Below are 18,169 nucleotides of genomic sequence, written 5' to 3' on the forward strand. Positions count from 1 at the left end.
ATTTCTTTCAAATTCAGTCTGCAGTGACAAGCGCCCGCATCCAGTCCGGCAAGGGTGCTGCTTTCTGCTGCGGAAAGTCCACCCAGATGGTGGTGGCCCCGCCCGCAGCGCAGATGACGCCCGGCTGGTCCAGCCGCTCCATCGTGCCCCAGGTCTCGAACGTGGTACGGCCCGGGTCGCTCACGTAGAGCTTGAGCAACACGTCGGCCGGGTATTCGAGTTGCTTGTAGAAATTGCAGAACGCATTGACGATGACCGGCCCCTGTCCGCGCGGGTCGGGGTTGCAGCCCACCGACACCATCCAGTCGATGCGCGCGGTTTCCAGGTATCTGAAATACACCGTGTTGTTGACATGGCCCATCGCGTCCATGTCGCCCCAGCGCACGGGAAAGCGCATCTCGTAGACCAGCTTCTTGGCTTCAGGAATTTCAATCTTCATCGATAGTCCAGGTTGGTGGTACCGCCCAGCGCTCTGCAACTGGCGCGCCCCCAGGCCAGTGCCACCGTGGAACTGGCTCTGCCAGGCCACCGGTGGCGTCCCCCTCGGGGGATGGCGCGCAGCGCCTCAGGGGGACTTCCTATACAGCAAAGCCGTCATCGGCCGCAATCACCGCACCATTGATGAAGTGGCTCTGGTCGCTGGCCAGCATGACCAGCAAGGCATCCAGGTCTTGCGCGTTGCCCACGCGCTTGCGGGGCAGCATGTCGATGAGCTTCTTGCCCTGCTCGGTCTGCCAGTGGTGGTGGTTGATCTCGGTATCGATGTAGCCAGGGCATATCGCGTTCACGTTGATGCCAAACTTGCCCCACTCCATGGCCATAGCCTTGGTCATCTGCACCACGGCGGCCTTGCTCATGCAGTAGGCGCCGATCTGCGGCAGCACCTTGAGGCCTGCCATCGAGGCGATGTTGATGATGCGCCCCCCCGTGAAGCTGCCCGGCGCGGCACCGCGCGAGCGAGCCAGCATGCGCTTGCCGACCTCCTGAGCCACGAAGAAGGCGCCCTTCACGTTGGTGTCGAAGATGAAGTCGTAGTCCTCCGGCGTCACGTCCTGGATACGCTGCGTGGTGCTCACGCCCGAGTTGTTGACCAGGATGTCGATGGAGCCCATCTCGGTCTCGGCGTGTGCCACGGCGGACTTGATCGAGTCGTGGTCGGTCACGTCGAGTTCGATCACATGGGCGTCACCGCCCTCGCCTTCGATGCGTGCACGCAGCTCCTTGAGCTTTTCGACCCGGCGGCTGGCCAGCACCACGCCGGCGCCCGCGCGGGCCAGCGTACGGGCAAACTGTGCGCCCAGGCCGCTGGAGGCACCTGTGATGAAGGCCACGCGGCCGGACAAGTCGATGCTGTATGCCATTTAGAGTCTCCCTACTGGATCAAAATAGAACGGTCGTTCGATTGTCTGTATTCCGTGAATACAATCAGTCGCCAGCCAGACAGGGCATTGCACCCTGCTCTGTAGAAAATAGCCCATTATCAAACGCCCGACGAGAAGCCCATGACCAATGAAGAAATCCTCGCCCAATACGGCCCCCGCGAATCCATGGAATACGACGTCGTCGTCGTCGGCGGTGGCCCGGGCGGCTTGGCCACTGCGATCCGCCTGAAGCAATTGGCGGCTGAAAAAGGCCAGGATGTCTCGGTCGTGGTGCTGGAAAAAGGCTCCGAACCCGGCGCGCACATTCTCTCGGGCGCCATCATGGACCCCAAGGCGCTGACCGAACTGATCCCCGACTGGAAAAAGCGCGGCGCTCCGCTGAACCAGCCCGTGACCGACGACGCCTATATCTTCCTGGGCGAAAAATCGGGCTTTCGCGTGCCCAACATGTTCTTGCCGCCGTTTGCGCACAACCACGGCAACTACATCATCAGCCTGGGCAACCTGACCAAGTGGCTGGGTGAACAGGCCGAAGCCCTGGGCGTGGAAATTTTCCCCGGGTTCACCGCCGCAGAAGTGCTCTACAACGACAACGGCTCCGTCAAGGGCGTGGCCACGGGCAATCTGGGCATCGGCAAGGATGGCGAGCCCACCGAAAACTTCCAGCTGGGCATGGAGCTGCTGGGCAAGTACACCGTGTTTGCCGAAGGCGCACGCGGCCACCTGGGCAAGCAGCTGATCGCCAAGTTCCACCTCGACAAGGACCGCGACCCGCAGAGCTTCGGCATTGGCGTGAAGGAACTGTGGGAGATCGACCCCAAGAAGCACCAGCCCGGCTTTGTGATGCACACCGCCGGCTGGCCCATGGAGAACGATACCTACGGCGGCGCCTTCCTGTACCACCTGGAGGGCAACAAGGTGGCCCTGGGCTTCGTCACTGGCCTGGGCTACACCAACCCGTACCTCAGCCCGTTCGAGGAATTCCAGCGCTGGAAGACCCACCCGAACGTCCGCTACTACTTTGAGAACGAAAAGGGCGAGATCACGGCCAAGCGCCTGTCGTATGGCGCGCGTGCCATCAACGCCAGCGGCATCAACGCCCTGCCCAAGACGGTCTTCCCGGGTGGCGCACTGGTGGGCTGCAATGCGGGCTACCTGAACGTGGGCCGCATCAAGGGCAGCCACGCCGCCATCAAGACCGGCATGCTGGCCGCCGAAGCCGCCTACGACGCCATCGTCGCAGGCCGCCAGCACGACGAACTGACCGCCTACCCCAAGGCCTTCGAGGAAAGCTGGCTCTACACCGAGCTGAACAAGGACCGCAACTTCAAGAACTGGTTCAAGTACGGCCTGACCGCCGCCACGCTGATGAACGGTTTCGAGCAGTTCGTGCTGCGCGGCCACATCCCCTGGACCCTGCACCGCGACAAGCCCGACCACGCGTATCTGAAGCCCGCGGCAGAGTGCAAGCCTATCGTCTACCCCAAGCCCGATGGCAAGCTCACGTTCGACCGCCTCAGCAGCGTGTTCATCAGCAACACCAACCACGAAGAGAACCAGCCGGCCCACCTCACGCTCAAGGACGCGAGCGTGCCAGTCAACATCAACCTGGCCAAGTACGCCGGCCCCGAGGCGCGCTACTGCCCCGCGGGCGTGTACGAGTTTGTGCCCGACGTGGCCAAGGGCGGCGATGCGCAACGCCTGCAGATCAACGCGCAAAACTGCGTGCACTGCAAGACTTGCGACATCAAGGACCCGACGCAGAACATCGTGTGGGTCACGCCCGAGGGCGGCGGTGGCCCGAACTACGCGGGCATGTAGTCACATCAAAATTCATAGCGCCTGGCGCTTTATGGGCCTGCGCTGCAGGCCTTTTTTATTGAATTTCCGGAATCAAACCGCTGCACGAACGAGCTGAAACTGCCCCATGGCACCGGCCAGGCGGTGTGCCTGGTCCTTGAGGCTCTGGGCCGCGGCAGCGCCCTCCTCTACCAGCGCGGCGTTCTGTTGCGTCATGTGGTCGAGTTGGTCCACGGCCTGGCTCACCTGGCCGATCTGCGTGCTCTGTTCGCTGCTGGCCTCGTTGATCTCGGACATCAACGTGGTCACGCGCTCCACGCTCTGCACGATGTCGCCCATGGTGGAGCCTGCCGTCACCACCAGCCTGGCGCCGTCGCTCACCTTCTCGACGCTGGTGGAGATCAGCGCCTTGATCTCGCGCGCCGCGTTGGCGCTGCGCCCGGCCAGGCCCCGCACCTCGCTGGCCACCACCGCAAAACCACGCCCCTGTTCGCCCGCACGGGCAGCCTCGACGGCCGCATTGAGTGCCAGGATGTTGGTCTGGAACGCAATGCCATCGATGATGCCCACGATGTCGGCAATTTTCTTGCTGCTGGCGTTGATCTCTTCCATGGTCTTCACCACCTGGCTGACCACCTCACCGCCCTTGCTGGCCACTTGTGTGGCATTCAGGGCCAGCGCATTGGCCTGGCGCGTGCTGTCCGCATTGGCCGCCACCATCTGTGCCAGCTGGGCAATGCTCGCCGCCGTCTGCTGCAGGTTGCTGGCGGCATGTTCGGTGCGTGCACTCAGGTCGGTGTTGCCCGCCGCCACCTCGGAACTGGCCACGTGGATGGACTCCCCCGAGTCACGCACCTCGGTCACCACGTAGTGCAGGGACTCGACCATCTTGTCCAGCGCCGTGAGCAACTGGCCGATTTCATCGGTGCGCTGCGTCTGCATGCGCACGGTCAGGTCGCCATGTGCCACCAGGTCCGCAGCCTCGCAGGCCTGGCGCAGCGGCAGCACGATGGAGCGCCGCAATAGCCAGCCAAACAGCGCCGACAGCCCCACCACCACCAGCACAGCGATGGCACTGATCCACTGTGCGCGCGAGGCGTCGCTGATCATGGCGTCCGCCGCCTGGAGGGACGCCTGCTCGGACGCCCCGAGCAACTGATCAATGGCCCGCAGGTATTGCGTCAGTGCGGCGGCGTGGTCCTGCAGCTCCTTCTGGCTGATGATCTTGGCCTCCAGGGCGTTCTGCACCAGGGCGTCGCGCAGCGCCGCGTATTGCTGCCGCTGCGCCTGGGCCTCGGCCCACAGGGGTTTGGTGTGCTCGGCTGTGGATGCACCTGCCAAAGCCTCTTCGATGCGCTTGCGCATCGCGTCTTCGGTCGCCAGTTGCTTGCGGATCTCTGCCACCAGGGGAAATACGTCGGAGGACACCGTGGTGCGCAACGCAATCTGGCCAATGGTGACCGACTGTGTCTTCCAGTCGCGCACCGAGCGTTCAATGGGCAGTTGCTCGCTGGCAAGCAACGTGGCCTGGCGGCGGGTGCCCTCGCCGGTCATCCACGTCATCGCTCCCAGCAGTGCCACGGCGCAGCCCAGCAGGCCAAAGCTGGCCGCAAGCTTCTGCCCCACGCTCAGGTTGCGTCGGCCACCAGCGGGCGCAGCCTCTGCCGATGCAGGGCCGGAGCGGGAAGCGCCTGCAGGCGCATCCGACGCAGAGGTGCCGCTCGCCGTGGGGGCCGTACGCGGCTGCGCGTACCGTTCGGCATGGGAAGTGGCTGGCAGATAGTTCATGAATTTCTCCTGGTTGCATCCCACTGCCCGCAAAGCAGCATGGGAAAGAACGCAAACGCCGTGCCACTGAGCAGGGCCGGAGGCAACGCGCCTCCGGCATGCGCGTCAATGCACGGTGCACTCTTCGCCGTAGCCGCCACCACCGGGGGTCGATATCTCGAACACATCGCCGGGCTCCATCAGTGCCGCACCGATATGGCCCAGTTCTTCCACCTGGCCGTTGGCACGCAGCACACGGTTGGCGCCAGGCCGGCCGGGTTGGCCCCCTGCCATGCCAAACGCAGGGTTCAAGCGCCCGTTGGACAGGATGCTGGCCGTCATGGCCTCCAGAAAGCGCACGCGCCGCACGCCGCCATCGCCACCCGCCCAGCGGCCTGCCCCGCCAGAACCGCGCTGGATCTCGTAGCTGTCGAGCACCACGGGGAAACGGAACTCCAGCACCTCGGGGTCGGTCAGGCGCGAATTGGTCATGTGCGTCTGGACCACGCTGGTGCCGTCAAACCCGCGCACCGTGCGGCCTGAAGCATCGAACACCGCACCCGCACCGCTGCCGCCGGCAATGGTTTCGTAATACTGGTACTGCGCATTGCCAAAGGTGAAGTTGTTCATGGTGGGCTGGCTGCCCGCCATCACGCCCAAGGCGCCGAACAGCGCATTGGTGATGCAGGTGGAGGTCTCGACGTTGCCCGCCACCACCGAGGCCGGCGGATTCGGGTTGAGCATGGAGCCCTGCGGGATGATCACCTGCAGAGGTTTCAGGCAGCCCGCATTGAGCGGAATGTCGTCGTCCACCAGCGTACGGAACACGTACAGCACCGCGGCCATGCACACCGCACGCGGCGCGTTGAAGTTGTTGGTCTGCTGCGCACTGGTGCCTGCAAAGTCGATGACCGCGCTGCGCTCGGCCACATTGACCTTGACCGACACGCTGATCTGTGCGCCGTTGTCCAACTTGAGGGTGAACTGCCCGTCTTTGAGCTGCGTGATCACGCGGCGCACCGACTCTTCCGCGTTGTCCTGCACATGGCGCATGTAGGCCTGCACGACATCCAGGCCAAACTGGCCCACCATCTTCGAGAGTTCCTGCACGCCTTTTTCGTTGGCGGCGATTTGCGCACGCAGGTCGGCCAGGTTTTGCTGGGGGTTGCGGCTGGGATACGACGTGGTGCCGCCGCCCGTCGTCAGCAGGCTGCGCACTTCTTCTTCCAGGAAGATGCCCCGGTCCACCAGCTTCACGTTGTTGATCTGCACACCCTCTTCGTCGATGCGCGTGGAGAACGGTGGCATCGAGCCCGGCGTGGTGCCGCCGATGTCGGCATGGTGGCCCCGGCTGCCCACATAGAACGTGGGCTCGGAGCCCTCGGCCACGTACACCGGAGTGATTACCGTCACATCGGGCAGATGGGTGCCACCGTGGTACGGGTCGTTGAGCATGTACACATCGCCCGGGTGCATCTTGCCCGCGTTCTCGCGGATCACGGTCTTGATGCTCTCGCCCATGGAGCCCAGGTGCACGGGCATGTGCGGCGCGTTGGCAATCAGGTTGCCGGTGGCATCGAACAGCGCGCAGCTGAAGTCCAGGCGCTCCTTGATGTTCACCGAGTACGCCGTGTTCTGCAGCTGCAGGCCCATCTGCTCGGCGATGTTCATGAACAGGTTGTTGAACACCTCCAGCAGCACCGGGTCCACCGTGGTGCCGGCCGCGTATTGCACCTTGCGGGCCGTGACGCGGTCCAGCACCAGGTGATCCAGGTCGGTCAGGCGGGCGGACCAGCCGGGCTCCACCACCGTGGTGGTGTTCTTCTCGGCAATGATGGCCGGACCGGGAATCACATCGCCGGGGTGCAGGTCTTCGCGCACCACCAGCGCGGCGTCGTGCCACTCGCTGCCCGAGTACATCTTCACCGTTTCGCGCAGCGGGTGCTTGCGGTGCGGGTGCACCGCCAGGCGCGGCTCTGCAGGAGCGTCGCCTGCAATCATGGCCTCCACCGAGACGGCCTCCACCACCAGCCCTTTGCCCGCCATCAGGAAGGCAAAGCGCTGGCGGTAGGCCGTCTCAAAGGCGGACTGGATGCTGGCCATGTCGCCAAACGGCACCACCAGGGCTGAATCGGTGCCTTCGTAGCGCACATGCACGTTGTGGCGCACCTGCACCGGGTTGGCGCTGACCTGCTGGCGCTCCAGCTCGGCCTGGGCTGCGGAGCCCAGGGTGTCCAGGCGTTCGGCAATCAGCGGCAGCGACGCGGTGGCCAGCGGCATCTCCACCGCTTGCTCGCGGATCACGGTCTGGTCGGCCAGGCCCATGCCGTAAGCGCTCAACACCCCGGCCAGCGGATGGACGAACACGCGGGTCATGCCGAGGGCATCGGCCACCAGGCAGGCGTGCTGGCCACCCGCACCACCAAAACACTGCAGGGTGTAGCGCGTCACGTCGTAGCCCCGCGCCACGCTGATTTTCTTGATGGCGTTGGCCATCTGCTGGACGGCAATCTGGATGAAACCCTCGGCCACTTCTTCGGGTTTGCGCTGGGTCTGGGCGGCGATGGCTTCAAACCGCGCGCGCACTGCGTCGGCATCCAGTGTTTCGTTGGCTGCAGGGCCAAACACGCTGGGGAAGTAACGTGGCTGCACCTTGCCCACCATCACATTGGCATCGGTCACAGCCAGTGGCCCGCCCCGGCGGTAGCTCACCGGACCCGGGTTGGCACCCGCACTTTCAGGGCCCACGCGAAAACGGGCACCGTCATAGGCCAGCACCGAGCCGCCGCCAGCGGCCACCGTGTGGATGCTCATCATGGGCGCTCGCATGCGCACACCCGCCACATGGGTCTCGAACTCGCGCTCGAACGCACCGGCGTAGTGGCTCACATCGGTGGACGTGCCGCCCATGTCAAAGCCGATGACCTTTTCGTGTCCTGCCAGCCCTGCGGTGCGCGCCATGCCCACAATGCCGCCCGCCGGGCCAGACAGGATGGCGTCCTTGCCCTGGAAAGTGCCGGCATCGGTGAGACCACCCGAAGATTGCATGAAGAACAGCTTCACGCCCGGCATCTCGCTGGCCACCTGCTCCACATAGCGGCGCAAGATGGGCGACAGGTAGGCATCCACCACTGTCGTGTCGCCCCGGCTCACGAATTTCATCATGGGGCTGGTTTCGTGTGAGGTGCTGATCTGCGTGAAGCCCACTTCCCGGGCAATGCGCTGGGCAGCCTGCTCGTGTTGGGTGTAGCGGTAGCCGTGCATGAAAACGACGGCCACGCTGCGCAGGCCACGCGCGTAAGCCGCCAGCAGATCACCCCGCAGGCTGGGCTCGTCCAGTGCCTGCAACACGTCGCCATGGGCGCCCACACGTTCGCGCGCTTCGATCACCTCGGTGTACAAAAGCTCGGGCAACTGGATATGGCGGTCGAACAGGCGTGGGCGGTTCTGGTAGGCAATGCGAAGTGCATCGCGAAAACCGCGCGTGGTCACCAGCAGTGTGGGCTCGCCCTTGCGCTCCAGCAGCGCATTCGTGGCCACGGTGGTGCCCATCTTCACGCATTCCACCAGCGCGGGTGTAACAGGCTCACCGGGTTTGAGACCCAGCAGGTGGCGGATGCCCGCCACGGCAGCGTCCTTGTACTGCTCAGGGTTTTCCGACAGCAGCTTGTGGGTGGTCAGCGAGCCATCGGGTCGCTTGGCCACGATGTCGGTGAATGTACCCCCACGGTCAATCCAGAACTGCCAGCGGGGGATGTGGATGGAGGGTGCAAGTTGGGTCATGGTGTGATGGTTTGCAAAGGTGAAAAGAAAGTGTTCGGTGCGCCGCTCAGGCCGCCAGGGCCAGGGAGGAAGGGGCCAAAACCGGTGTTCGGGCCAACGCCTCCAGCACCGCATGCACCGAAGGGATGGAAGGTGCCGTCGCTATCGCCCGGTCTGTATCGCACCAGGGGCGGTCCAGCGCCGCGATCCAGGGCATCACGACATGGATGTCCGAGGGCGGCAGGGTTTGCATGCTGTCCACCACGATGCTCAGCTCCTGCGCCAGGCGCGTACCCGGCGCAAAGCGCCAGTGGTACTGGCCGCAACCCAGGCGCACGGCGCGGCTGTCTTTTTCTGTCATGGCCACGAGCCAGGGGCAGTGAAACTCCGAGCACGCGGGATCCGGAGGATCGGCGAGGCAGAAGCTGTAGACGTTTTCATAGGTGCGGCCAAAGTGGCGCACCAGGGTTTCGGCAATGGCGTCGCGGCCGTGGGCCAGGGGCGGAAAACCCATGTCGCCCTGCCGCACATCCATGCGCAACAGTGCGCCGCCAGCGAAGGCCCGCTCCATCAGGTGGGGCCGGTTGCCATCCTTGGCCAGCAGATACATCTCGATGGTGTCTGAAGGGGTTTGCATGGTGATTCCTTGGTGATTCCTTGGTGATTGCCGTGTGCTTGCTGGGTGATTCCTGCGACGACCTAGCGCTGCGTGTAGTACGGGATGAAGAGCTGGTTGGCCTCGCTCCCCACGGACCGCACCCATTCGCGGGAAAACCGCTCGCCCAGGCGTTTGAGCTCGGTGTCAAGCACGGCCGAGGGGGGTTCGACCTTGATGCCCTTGCGCTGCAGCTCGGTCACCGATTCCTCGGCCACCGCAGCACTCATCGCCCACCCCCGTTTTTCGGCCTCGGCCGCGGCCTGACTGACGGCCTGGCGCACCGGGGCGGGCAGTGCATCAAACGCATGCTGGTTCACAAAGACGATGTTCTTGGGGAACCAGGCGTTGATGCCGTAGTACTGCTTGATCTGGCCCCAGACCTGGTTTTCCACGCCAGTCAGGGCCGAGGTGATCATCGAGTCCAGCTTTCCGGCCGCCAAGGCCTGGTTGACCTCGACCATGGGCACATCCACCGGCGTGGCACCGAGCAACTCGGCAATGCGCACCGTGCCCGGGTTGTAGGTGCGCATGCGGGTGCCCTTGAAATCCACCGACGAACGCACCGAGGCCGTGGTGAACAGCCCCTGTGGGGGCCAGGGCACGGCATACAGTGCCTTGAGCCCCTTGCGCGCCATGTGCGCTTCGATCAGCGGACGCTGCACATCCCACATGCGCCGCGCGTCGGCATAGCTGCGCACCACAAAAGGCACGGAATCGGCCCCTGCCAAGGGAATTTCGCGCACCAGGCTGGTCATGATGGTCTCCCCCGCCTGGGCCTTGCCGTCCTGCACCGCCTGCGGGATTTCCCCCAGCTTGAACAAGGCATTGTTGGCATGCACCTCGATGCGCAGTGCGCCTGCCGAAGCACGCTCCACATCCTGCGCAAACTGGACAACGTTGCGCGTATGGAACGACTCGGCACGGTAGCCCGTGGCCAGCTTCCACTGGGTCTGGGCGTGCACCACCGGGGCCACGGCAAGCGCGGCCAACAAGACCATGTTCTTCATGGCAAGCTCCTGAAGGGGGGGAAGTGGACGCCAGCGCAGACCGGGTGCGCTGGAGGACACAGTGAAAAGCCGGGTGGCTGGCTACTTCGACTGCCCCATGACGAGGTCAGGGACGATGGTGACGATCTGCGGGAAGGCCGTGATCAGGCCGATGCAGACCACCAGGCACAGGAAGAACGGTATGGCCGCCTTGGCAATGAGGTTGCTGTCCTTGCCCGTCATGTTCTGCAGCACGAAGAGGTTGAAGCCCACAGGTGGCGTGACCTCGGCGATCTCCACCAGCAGGATCACGAAGATGCCAAACCAGATGAGATCAAAGCCCGCCTTTTCGATCATGGGCATGACCACGGCAGCGGTCAGCACGATCATGCTGATGCCATCCAGCGCGGTGCCCAAAACCAGGTACACCCCCACCAGGCAGGCAATCAGCGCATAGGGCGACAAGTGCATGGAGTCCACCCATTCGGCCAGCTCGCGTGGGATGCCGGTAAAAGCCATGGTCTTGGTCAAGAAGGCAGCACCCGCCAGGATGAACATGATCATGCAGCTGGTACGGGCCGAGCCCGCCAGGCCTTCCTTGAAGTTCTGCCAGGTCAGGGCCTTGCACCATGCGGCCAGGGCCAGTGCCCCCACCACGCCATACGCGGCACATTCCGTGGCCGTCGCCCACCCGGCCACCAAAGACCAGCAGATGAACACGATCAGCAGCGCGCAGGGAATCAGGTTGCGCGAGAGATGCAGCTTTTCGCGGAACGTGGTGGGTGGTTCGTCCGCAGGCATGCGTTCCTTGTTGCGCACCGACCACCAGGCGATGTAGCCGGAGAACAGCAGCATCAGCAGCAGCCCTGGCAGAAAGCCTGCCAGGAAGATGCGAATGATGGAGGCATCGGCCGCCACCGCATACACCACCATGGTGATGGACGGGGGAATCAGGATGCCCAGGGTACCGGCGGTGGCCAGCGAACCGATGGCGATGCTCTCGTCGTAGCCGCGTTTCTTGAGCGCAGGCAGCGAGACCTTGGCAATGGTGGCGCAAGTGGCTGCCGACGATCCCGAGACCGAGCCGAAAATGCCGCAACCCAGGATGGTGGTATGGAACAGCCGCCCGGGCACCTTGCCCAGCCAGGGGGCCAACCCCGTGAACATGTCTTCACTCAAGCGGGTGCGAAACAGGATTTCACCCATCCAGATGAACAGGGGCAGAGCGGCCAGTTCCCAGCTGGCATTGCTCTCCCAAAACGCGGAGAAGAGGTTCAGCCCGGGCTGGCTGTTGGTGAAGTAGGCCTGGCCGACCCATCCGCAGATGGCCAGGGTCATGGCGATCCAGACACCGCCGGACAGCATGAGGAGCATGAGCAGCAGCAGGAAAGCGCCGATGGAAAGAATGTCCATGGTGATGCTCCTTAAAGGTCCGAAGAAAAGTCACCCTTGGCGTGGCGCTCTTCCACCAGCCGCACAAAGGTAGGAATGCCGCCCCGCATCACGATCCACCATTCATCGATGACAGCCACGAAGAACAGCAGGGAGCCCAAGGCAAAGCTCAGTTGCGGGATCCAGATGGGGATCGCCCACAGCCCCTGGGCCAGTTCATGGAACTGCCAACTCTCATAGGTGAAGATGCAGGCCCACCAGGTCAGGTAGCCGATGGCCAGCGCCGCAATGCTCAGGCAGGCCACTTCGTATTTGCGGCGCATGCCGGGCGAGAGCTTTTCCAGCACCAGCGTCACGCGCACGAAATCGCCGTGCTTGAAGGCATGCGCCATGGTGAGAAAAGCCGCCGCCGCGCACAGCCAGGCCACCACGTCGTTGATGGCGCCAGTGGGAAACCCGAACTGGCGCCCCAGGGACTGCACCACCATCAGCACGCAGATGACCGCAATGCAGGCGGCACCCACGGCACCGGCGGCAAGGTAGGCACCGTCCAGCATGCGCCGCAGCAGGTGCGGCGGCATCTTCACCGTGGCTGCATCGCCCACGGCCAAAGGGGTTTGAGACAGGATAGACACGTCCATCTCACTTCTTGTTGTAGGCGTCGATGACAGCCTTGCCCTCATCGCCAGCGGTCTTGATCCAGTCTGCGGTCATGCGCTCACCGACGGCCTTGAGCTCTGCCTTCAGGCTCGTGGCGCTCACATCCACCTGCATGCCCTTGGCTGCCAGTTCCTTCAGATATTCCTGGTCTTTCTTCTCGCTCATGGCCCAACCCCGTTGTTCAGCCACGGCAGCCTGGGCCAGCAGGGATTCCTGGGTAGGCTTGTCCAGCGCGTCGAACGCCTTCTGGTTCACCACCACGGCATTGCGGGGCAGCCAGGCAGCCACACCGTAGAAGTACTTCACGGTCTCATACAGCTTGCTGTCCACACCACTGGCGCTGGAGGTGAGGAAGTTGTCCACCGTGCCCGTGGCCAATGCTGCGGACAGCTCCGCCAGCTGGATGGTGACGGGCTGCGCCCCCACCGCCGTGGCGATGTACGAGGTGGCTGGGTTGTAGGCACGCATCTTGGTGCCCTTGAGATCCTTCAACGCCGTGACGGGCTTGACCGAGTACAGACTCTGTGCAGGCCATGGCACGGTGTACAAAAGCTTCATGCCCTGTGCACCCAGCGTCTTGACCAGCAGCGGGCGCGAGGCCTGGTCCAGGCGCTTGGAGTCCGCATAGCTCGTCGCCAGGAACGGAATGGAGTCCACGCCGTAGACGGGCGCCTCATTGGCAGCGCCCGACAAAATGAACTCACCCAAAGCCACCTGGCCGGACTGCACCGTGCGCTTGATCTCGTTGGCCTTGAACAGCGAGGCATTGGGATGCACCGCGATCTTGAGCTTGCCCCCCGTCGCCTTGTCCACGTCCTGCACGAACTGCTGCAGGTTCTGCACCTGGAAGGTGTTCACGGCATAGCCGGACGGCAGATCCCACTTGACCTGGGCCTGCGAGAGTCCCGCCAAGGCAACGGCGCAGAGACCAAAAGTAATTTTTTTCATGGGGTAGCTCCTTGTTTAAAAACTGGCAAGTTGGTGGTTGAGAAGGTCGGTGACCAGCATGCAACCCGGCGCATGCGTGATGCAGAACGCGGGCTGGGCGTTCAAGATGGCCGATTGCGGTGTCACGCCGCAGGCCCAGAAAACAGGGATCTCACCGGGCATCAGCGCTACGGCGTCCCCGTAGTCGGGATGGGCCAGATCGGCGATGCCGATCAGGGCGGGGTCACCGATATGCACAGGGGCTCCATGCACATTGGGAAAACGCGAGGTGACTTGCACGGCACGGATCACCTCCGCGGCGGGCATGGGACGCATGGTGACCACCATGGCACCGCCGAAGGGGCCGGCCGGCTCGGTCTGCAGGTTGGTGCGGAACATGGCCACGTTCTTGCCTTCGTCAATGTGGCGCAGGCGGATGCCTGCTTCGATCAACGCCGATTCGAACGAGAACGAGCAGCCGAGAATGAAGGTGACCAGGTCCTGCCGCCAGAGGCTGGCAATGTCCGCCACCTCCTCCGACATTTCACCGTGGCGCCAAACACGGTACAGCGGCACATCGCTGCGGATGTCGATGCCTTTGCCCAGCGAAGGCAGGGCGAACTGGCCAGGCTCGCTGACCGCCAGCACGGGGCATGGCTTGGGGTTGCGTTGGCAGAACCGCAGGAAGTCACTGGCAAGCACCTCGGGCAGGATGACCACGTTGCCTTGAACATGGCCGTCTGCGAGACCGCTGGTGTGCGATGTCCACAGTCCTTTTCGGATGGTGTCGCGGACATGGTTCGGGTTGCTGGTGCCCTCAGGGCCAAACACCGCGAGCGAATTTTCTTGAGCTAAGTCCACCGTATTTCCTTGCATTGAGAAAAGTCAATTGCATGACGTTGGACGGATTTTGTTGGGGTGTAACTGCGCTGGCAAATTCAAAAAATTTCTCTCAGCTCATCGATTTTTTCGATGCACTTCATTGGGGCGAGGCAAACCAACTTGGTGCTTAGGGTTAACCCTTGTGATTGCTGCAAGGGTTAACCCGGACCCTTGAAAGGAGCATCTGAACCAGCGCAGTCGCACGGAACCCCGCACGCCATTTCAATGCGAAGTCCTCAATGCGGAAGCGGAAATGCAGACAGCGCAACGGAAGTGCGCGCAGCAGAAAAAAGGAGCGTGCGTGGTCCTCGCGCTCAGGCGCGGGCCTTGCGCGTCTTGGGCTGCGGTGGTTGTGCCTCAATGAAGCTGAGCGCGGATCGCACGATCGCCTCCATTGCCGGGGATGAGGGGTCCTCGCGGTAGCTCACATGAATGGGCAGTGGCCGCAGGACGATGTCGCAGGCCAACGCGCGCAGATCCGGGAACGCCAGCATCCGCTCCACCGCCAGGCGCGGCAGGGTGGCCACACCAAATCCACCCTGTACCAGCTGCACCATGGCGGAGATCGAGGAAATGGTGTGCACGCAGCGCGGCTCCACCTGCGCCTGGCGCAGCGTGTCCAGCAGGTACACATGGGGCTGGGAGCCACGCTGGAACGTCAGGATGTCGGTACCGGCAAAGTCCTCAGGCGCATAGCGGCGCTTGCGGTGGATCTTGCTGTTGCCAACGAACACCATCTCCATGGGCGTCAGCGCCTGGCTGCGGATACCGTCCGCCGATGCAGGCAGCGCCGCAAACACGGCATCCAGCGTGCCCCGGCGGATCTGGTCGAGCAACACAGGCGTGGACTCGACCGTAAGCTCCAGCTCCAGCAGCGGGTTGTCCTTGCGCAGTTGTTCCACCCAGGGAATGAGCCATGAGTGGAGCACCGACTCAATCGCGCCCAGGCGGATCGACACTTCCAGCGGGCCGCCCGAGCCCATCTCGGTCTTGAGCTGGCGCTGCAGTTCCAGCATGCGTTTCGCATACGTGAGAAACCGGGTGCCCGCCACGGTGAGCTTGAAATGTTTGTCGCGCCGGTCCAGCAGCAGCACACCGAGTTCTTCCTCCAGCGCCGCCACGCGGCTGGACATGGCCGACTGGGTCAGAAAGAGTTTTTCCGCCGCGCGCGTCACGCTCTTGAGGGAGGCAACCCAATAAAAGGCTTCGACAAAACGCAGGTTCATGGTGGTGGTTCTCCGGCCGTGCTGGCACGCCTCAAGCCCTCTGGCTGCGCACCGTGGTGGTGCAACCCACCGAAACCAGCGCAAAAGGCGGGGCCATTCTGCCGTTGATCTGCATGCCCTACAGCCTCAGAACCGCAGAAACAGAACGCGGCGGGTGTTCCTTGATGCCTGAGCGTTGAAATTGGCACCTGATGCAGATACTATTAAATTGATAGCTATTAGCGCTTTACAGACAAGCGCCAACGGCCATTTTTTATTAAATTCATCCCACAAAAAGGGGGAGGTCCGCCTTTTTGAGCGTGCGCAGTACAAAACTGGAGCGGCTGTGCCGGATGCCCTTGATCTTGTAGAGCTTCTCACGCAGCAGGCGCTCGTAGTCGCGCGTGTCCTTCACGACGATGCGCAGCAGGTAGTCGTAGTCGCCCGACACCAGGTGCGCCTCGATCACCTCGGGGATGCTGGCCAGCGTTTCGCCGAACTTTTCGAGCGTGTTGTCGGAGTGGCTGTCGAGCGTGACCTGCACCAGCACCGTGTCGGCCAGGTCCAGCGACTGCGGGTTGATGCGCACGGTGTAACCCTGGATCACACCCGCCTCTTCCATCTTCTTGATGCGGCCCCAACAAGGTGACGCGCTCAAGCCAACGGCCTGCCCGATCTCTTGCAGGCTGGCGCGGGCGTTGCCCTGCAGCACAGCGAGAATTTTTCTATCCAGTCGATCCATCAGGTGGATTATTCACTGATTCCTACAAACTCAGAAAATTATTCTGACATTTGACTGTTTCAAAGAGAATTCAGCAAATTCATCTCATCCCTGCAGCGCATACTTCTTCCATCAAGGCGCTCTTACCGGAGTGCACAAACTGACAAGGCCCCGGCTGGTTACCGCCAGCACGGGGCCCTTGGCATTTGCAGGTCGACCCTTGGACTGGGGGGCACCTCGGTGCACAGTTAGTAAGCACGCTTACCAGCACAAACCCCGATGCCTGCGCCGATGCGGCACCACCATAATTTGGAAGCGCTCGGGGCCCGCTCCGCAAGGAGCTCCGCGCATCCCTTCGGCCCCAGCCCACCATCAACAGGAGACAGCATGCAACTGACCAAACTCGTCGTCGGCCTGAGCCTCGCGCTCGGCTTTGTGGCCTCCGCTGCCGCGCAAACCACCATGCGCATCAGCATTTCTACGGCCCAGAACTCCCACCAGGGTGTGGCCATCGACACGTTTGCCAAGGAAGTTGAAAAGCGCACAGGCGGTCGCTACAAGGTGCAGACCTTCTACAACGGCGCCCTAGGCGGCGAGCGCGAGTCGATCGAAGCCGTGCAACTGGGCACGCAGGAACTGGCCTTCAGCTCCACAGGCCCCATCCCCAACTTTGTGCCAGACACCAAGATCCTGGACGTGCCCTTCCTGTTCCGCGATAAGGCCCATGCCCGCGCCGTGCTGGACGGCCCTATCGGCCAAGAGATGCTGACCAAGTTCGACAGCAAGGGCTTCAAGGCCCTGGCCTGGGCCGAGAACGGTTTTCGCCACATGACCAACAGCAAGCGCGACGTGAAAGAGCCCGGTGACCTCAAGGGCCTGAAGATGCGCACGATGGAAAACCCCGTGCACATTGCCGCGTACAAGGGCTTTGGCATCATCACCACGCCCATGGCCTTCCCCGAAGTGTTCACGGCCTTGCAACAAGGCACCGTGGACGGGCAGGAGAACCCGCTGCCGGTGATCATCTCGGCCAAGTTCGACCAAGTGCAAAAGCACTTGACGCTCACGGGCCACGTCTACTCGCCGTGCATCTTCGTGATGAACAAGGCCTCGTTCGACAAGCTCAGCGCTGCCGACAAGCAGGCGTTTCTGGACGCCGCCAAGGAAGGCACCAAGGCAAACCGCGCCCGCGTCGATGAAGACGATGCCAAGGGTGTGGCCGACCTGCGAGCCAAGGGTATGACGGTGATCGACAACGTGGACAAGGCCAAGTTCGTCGCCGCGCTGGCCCCGGTGAATGCAGAGTTCGAAAAGCAATTCGGCAAGGCCACGCTCGACAAGATCCGCGACGTGAAGTAACCCTGTGCGCTCCGCGCTCTGGAACCAAACGCCTGTGGCACTCCAGCTACCGGGCGTTTGGTTCTTGCCTTTTCTCCCCTCCCTTTCTCCCGTGGCTGGCCCTGCCCCATGAAAAATGCTTTCCTGACCTTTGAGCGCTGGACGACCTCCTTCGCCATGCTGGCCGCGTGCGCCATGCTGGCAGTGGCGTCCGCGCTCGGCATGTTCCAGATCGTGACGCGATTCGTGCTGGAGCAGCCCGCAGAATGGACCGAGGTGCTGATCCGTTTCAGCCTGATCTGGATGGTGTTCCTCGCCATCCCCGCCGCCTTCCGCCAGGGTGCGATGGTGAGCGTGGATGTGCTGTACCGCTGGAGTCCACCGAAGATGCGACGCGTGCTCGACTGGATAGTGTCCATCGCGGCCCTGGCGCTCATCGGCGTGATCATCTGGTGGGGCTGGGACTACGCCAAACGTGGCGGTGTGCAAAGCATGGCCGGGCTGGAATCCGTGTCCATGTTCTGGGCCTACCTGGCCATGCCTGTCGGGGGCCTGTTTTGCGTGGTGGGCATCATCGGCAACCTCATCGACCCCCTTCGCATGGAACTGGAGACTGCCCAATGAGCGCCGTGCCGAGCCGCCTCAAGCAAGCGAACGGCCCCCTCGGGGGGCAGCGAGGACATGCAATG

15 protein-coding genes are annotated in these 18,169 nt (G+C 63.1%); 3 read left to right on the top strand and 12 right to left on the bottom strand.

The window, feature by feature from the left end; genetic code table 11:
• Positions 1–13: 13 nt before the first annotated feature.
• Complete coding sequence (locus tag ASE39_RS15895) at positions 14–439, bottom strand: acyl-CoA thioesterase (protein ID WP_057271776.1); 426 nt, start codon at positions 437–439, stop codon at positions 14–16.
• A gap of 139 nt (positions 440–578) precedes the next feature.
• Positions 579–1,361 (bottom strand): SDR family oxidoreductase, encoded by a 783-nt coding sequence (locus ASE39_RS15900; RefSeq protein WP_010465470.1) that lies wholly within the window; start codon positions 1,359–1,361, stop codon positions 579–581.
• A 141-nt stretch (positions 1,362–1,502) separates the two neighbouring features.
• Between ASE39_RS15900 and ASE39_RS15905 the strand changes: the two genes are divergently transcribed.
• Positions 1,503–3,203: an electron transfer flavoprotein-ubiquinone oxidoreductase gene (locus ASE39_RS15905; protein WP_010465472.1), complete on the top strand. Its 1,701-nt coding sequence runs from the start codon at positions 1,503–1,505 to the stop codon at positions 3,201–3,203.
• Between the two features lie 72 nt (positions 3,204–3,275).
• Here ASE39_RS15905 and ASE39_RS15910 read toward each other — a convergent pair whose 3' ends face one another.
• The 10 genes from ASE39_RS15910 to ASE39_RS15955 all read right to left on the bottom strand — a co-directional run bounded on the left by ASE39_RS15910 (position 3,276) and on the right by ASE39_RS15955 (position 16,163).
• Entirely contained in the window at positions 3,276–4,970 is a 1,695-nt protein-coding gene (locus ASE39_RS15910; protein WP_010465474.1) for a methyl-accepting chemotaxis protein, read from the bottom strand.
• 105 nt (positions 4,971–5,075) lie between these two features.
• Positions 5,076–8,732 carry a hydantoinase B/oxoprolinase family protein gene (locus ASE39_RS15915; RefSeq protein ID WP_057271777.1) on the bottom strand — a complete coding sequence of 1,219 codons (3,657 nt, stop codon included), beginning with the start codon at positions 8,730–8,732 and terminating at the stop codon, positions 5,076–5,078.
• A 46-nt stretch (positions 8,733–8,778) separates the two neighbouring features.
• The gene (locus ASE39_RS15920) at positions 8,779–9,348 is read right to left on the bottom strand and encodes a hypothetical protein (RefSeq protein ID WP_010465478.1); all 570 of its coding nucleotides are present in this window, start codon (positions 9,346–9,348) and stop codon (positions 8,779–8,781) included.
• Positions 9,349–9,410: 62 nt separating this feature from the next.
• A complete protein-coding gene (locus tag ASE39_RS15925; RefSeq protein WP_057271778.1) occupies positions 9,411–10,376 on the bottom strand; it encodes a TRAP transporter substrate-binding protein in 966 nt (321 codons plus the stop codon).
• An 81-nt stretch (positions 10,377–10,457) separates the two neighbouring features.
• Positions 10,458–11,768 carry a TRAP transporter large permease subunit gene (locus ASE39_RS15930; protein ID WP_010465482.1) on the bottom strand — a complete coding sequence of 437 codons (1,311 nt, stop codon included), beginning with the start codon at positions 11,766–11,768 and terminating at the stop codon, positions 10,458–10,460.
• 11 nt (positions 11,769–11,779) lie between these two features.
• Entirely contained in the window at positions 11,780–12,328 is a 549-nt protein-coding gene (locus ASE39_RS15935; protein ID WP_199864294.1) for a TRAP transporter small permease, read from the bottom strand.
• A gap of 61 nt (positions 12,329–12,389) precedes the next feature.
• Positions 12,390–13,355: a TRAP transporter substrate-binding protein gene (locus tag ASE39_RS15940; protein ID WP_057271779.1), complete on the bottom strand. Its 966-nt coding sequence runs from the start codon at positions 13,353–13,355 to the stop codon at positions 12,390–12,392.
• 15 nt (positions 13,356–13,370) lie between these two features.
• Positions 13,371–14,165 (bottom strand): putative hydro-lyase, encoded by a 795-nt coding sequence (locus tag ASE39_RS15945; RefSeq protein WP_057271861.1) that lies wholly within the window; start codon positions 14,163–14,165, stop codon positions 13,371–13,373.
• Between the two features lie 365 nt (positions 14,166–14,530).
• Entirely contained in the window at positions 14,531–15,442 is a 912-nt protein-coding gene (locus tag ASE39_RS15950) for a LysR family transcriptional regulator (RefSeq protein WP_057224070.1), read from the bottom strand.
• Between the two features lie 262 nt (positions 15,443–15,704).
• A complete protein-coding gene (locus ASE39_RS15955; protein WP_010458688.1) occupies positions 15,705–16,163 on the bottom strand; it encodes an Lrp/AsnC family transcriptional regulator in 459 nt (152 codons plus the stop codon).
• 366 nt (positions 16,164–16,529) lie between these two features.
• Here ASE39_RS15955 and ASE39_RS15960 point away from each other — a divergent pair, with 366 nt between their 5' ends.
• Positions 16,530–17,501 (top strand): TRAP transporter substrate-binding protein, encoded by a 972-nt coding sequence (locus ASE39_RS15960; protein WP_057224068.1) that lies wholly within the window; start codon positions 16,530–16,532, stop codon positions 17,499–17,501.
• A 108-nt stretch (positions 17,502–17,609) separates the two neighbouring features.
• Entirely contained in the window at positions 17,610–18,104 is a 495-nt protein-coding gene (locus tag ASE39_RS15965; protein ID WP_057224067.1) for a TRAP transporter small permease, read from the top strand.
• Positions 18,105–18,169: the final 65 nt, after the last annotated feature.

It is taken from the genome of Acidovorax sp. Root267, assembly GCF_001429215.1.
GTDB lineage: Bacteria > Pseudomonadota > Gammaproteobacteria > Burkholderiales > Burkholderiaceae_C > Acidovorax > Acidovorax radicis.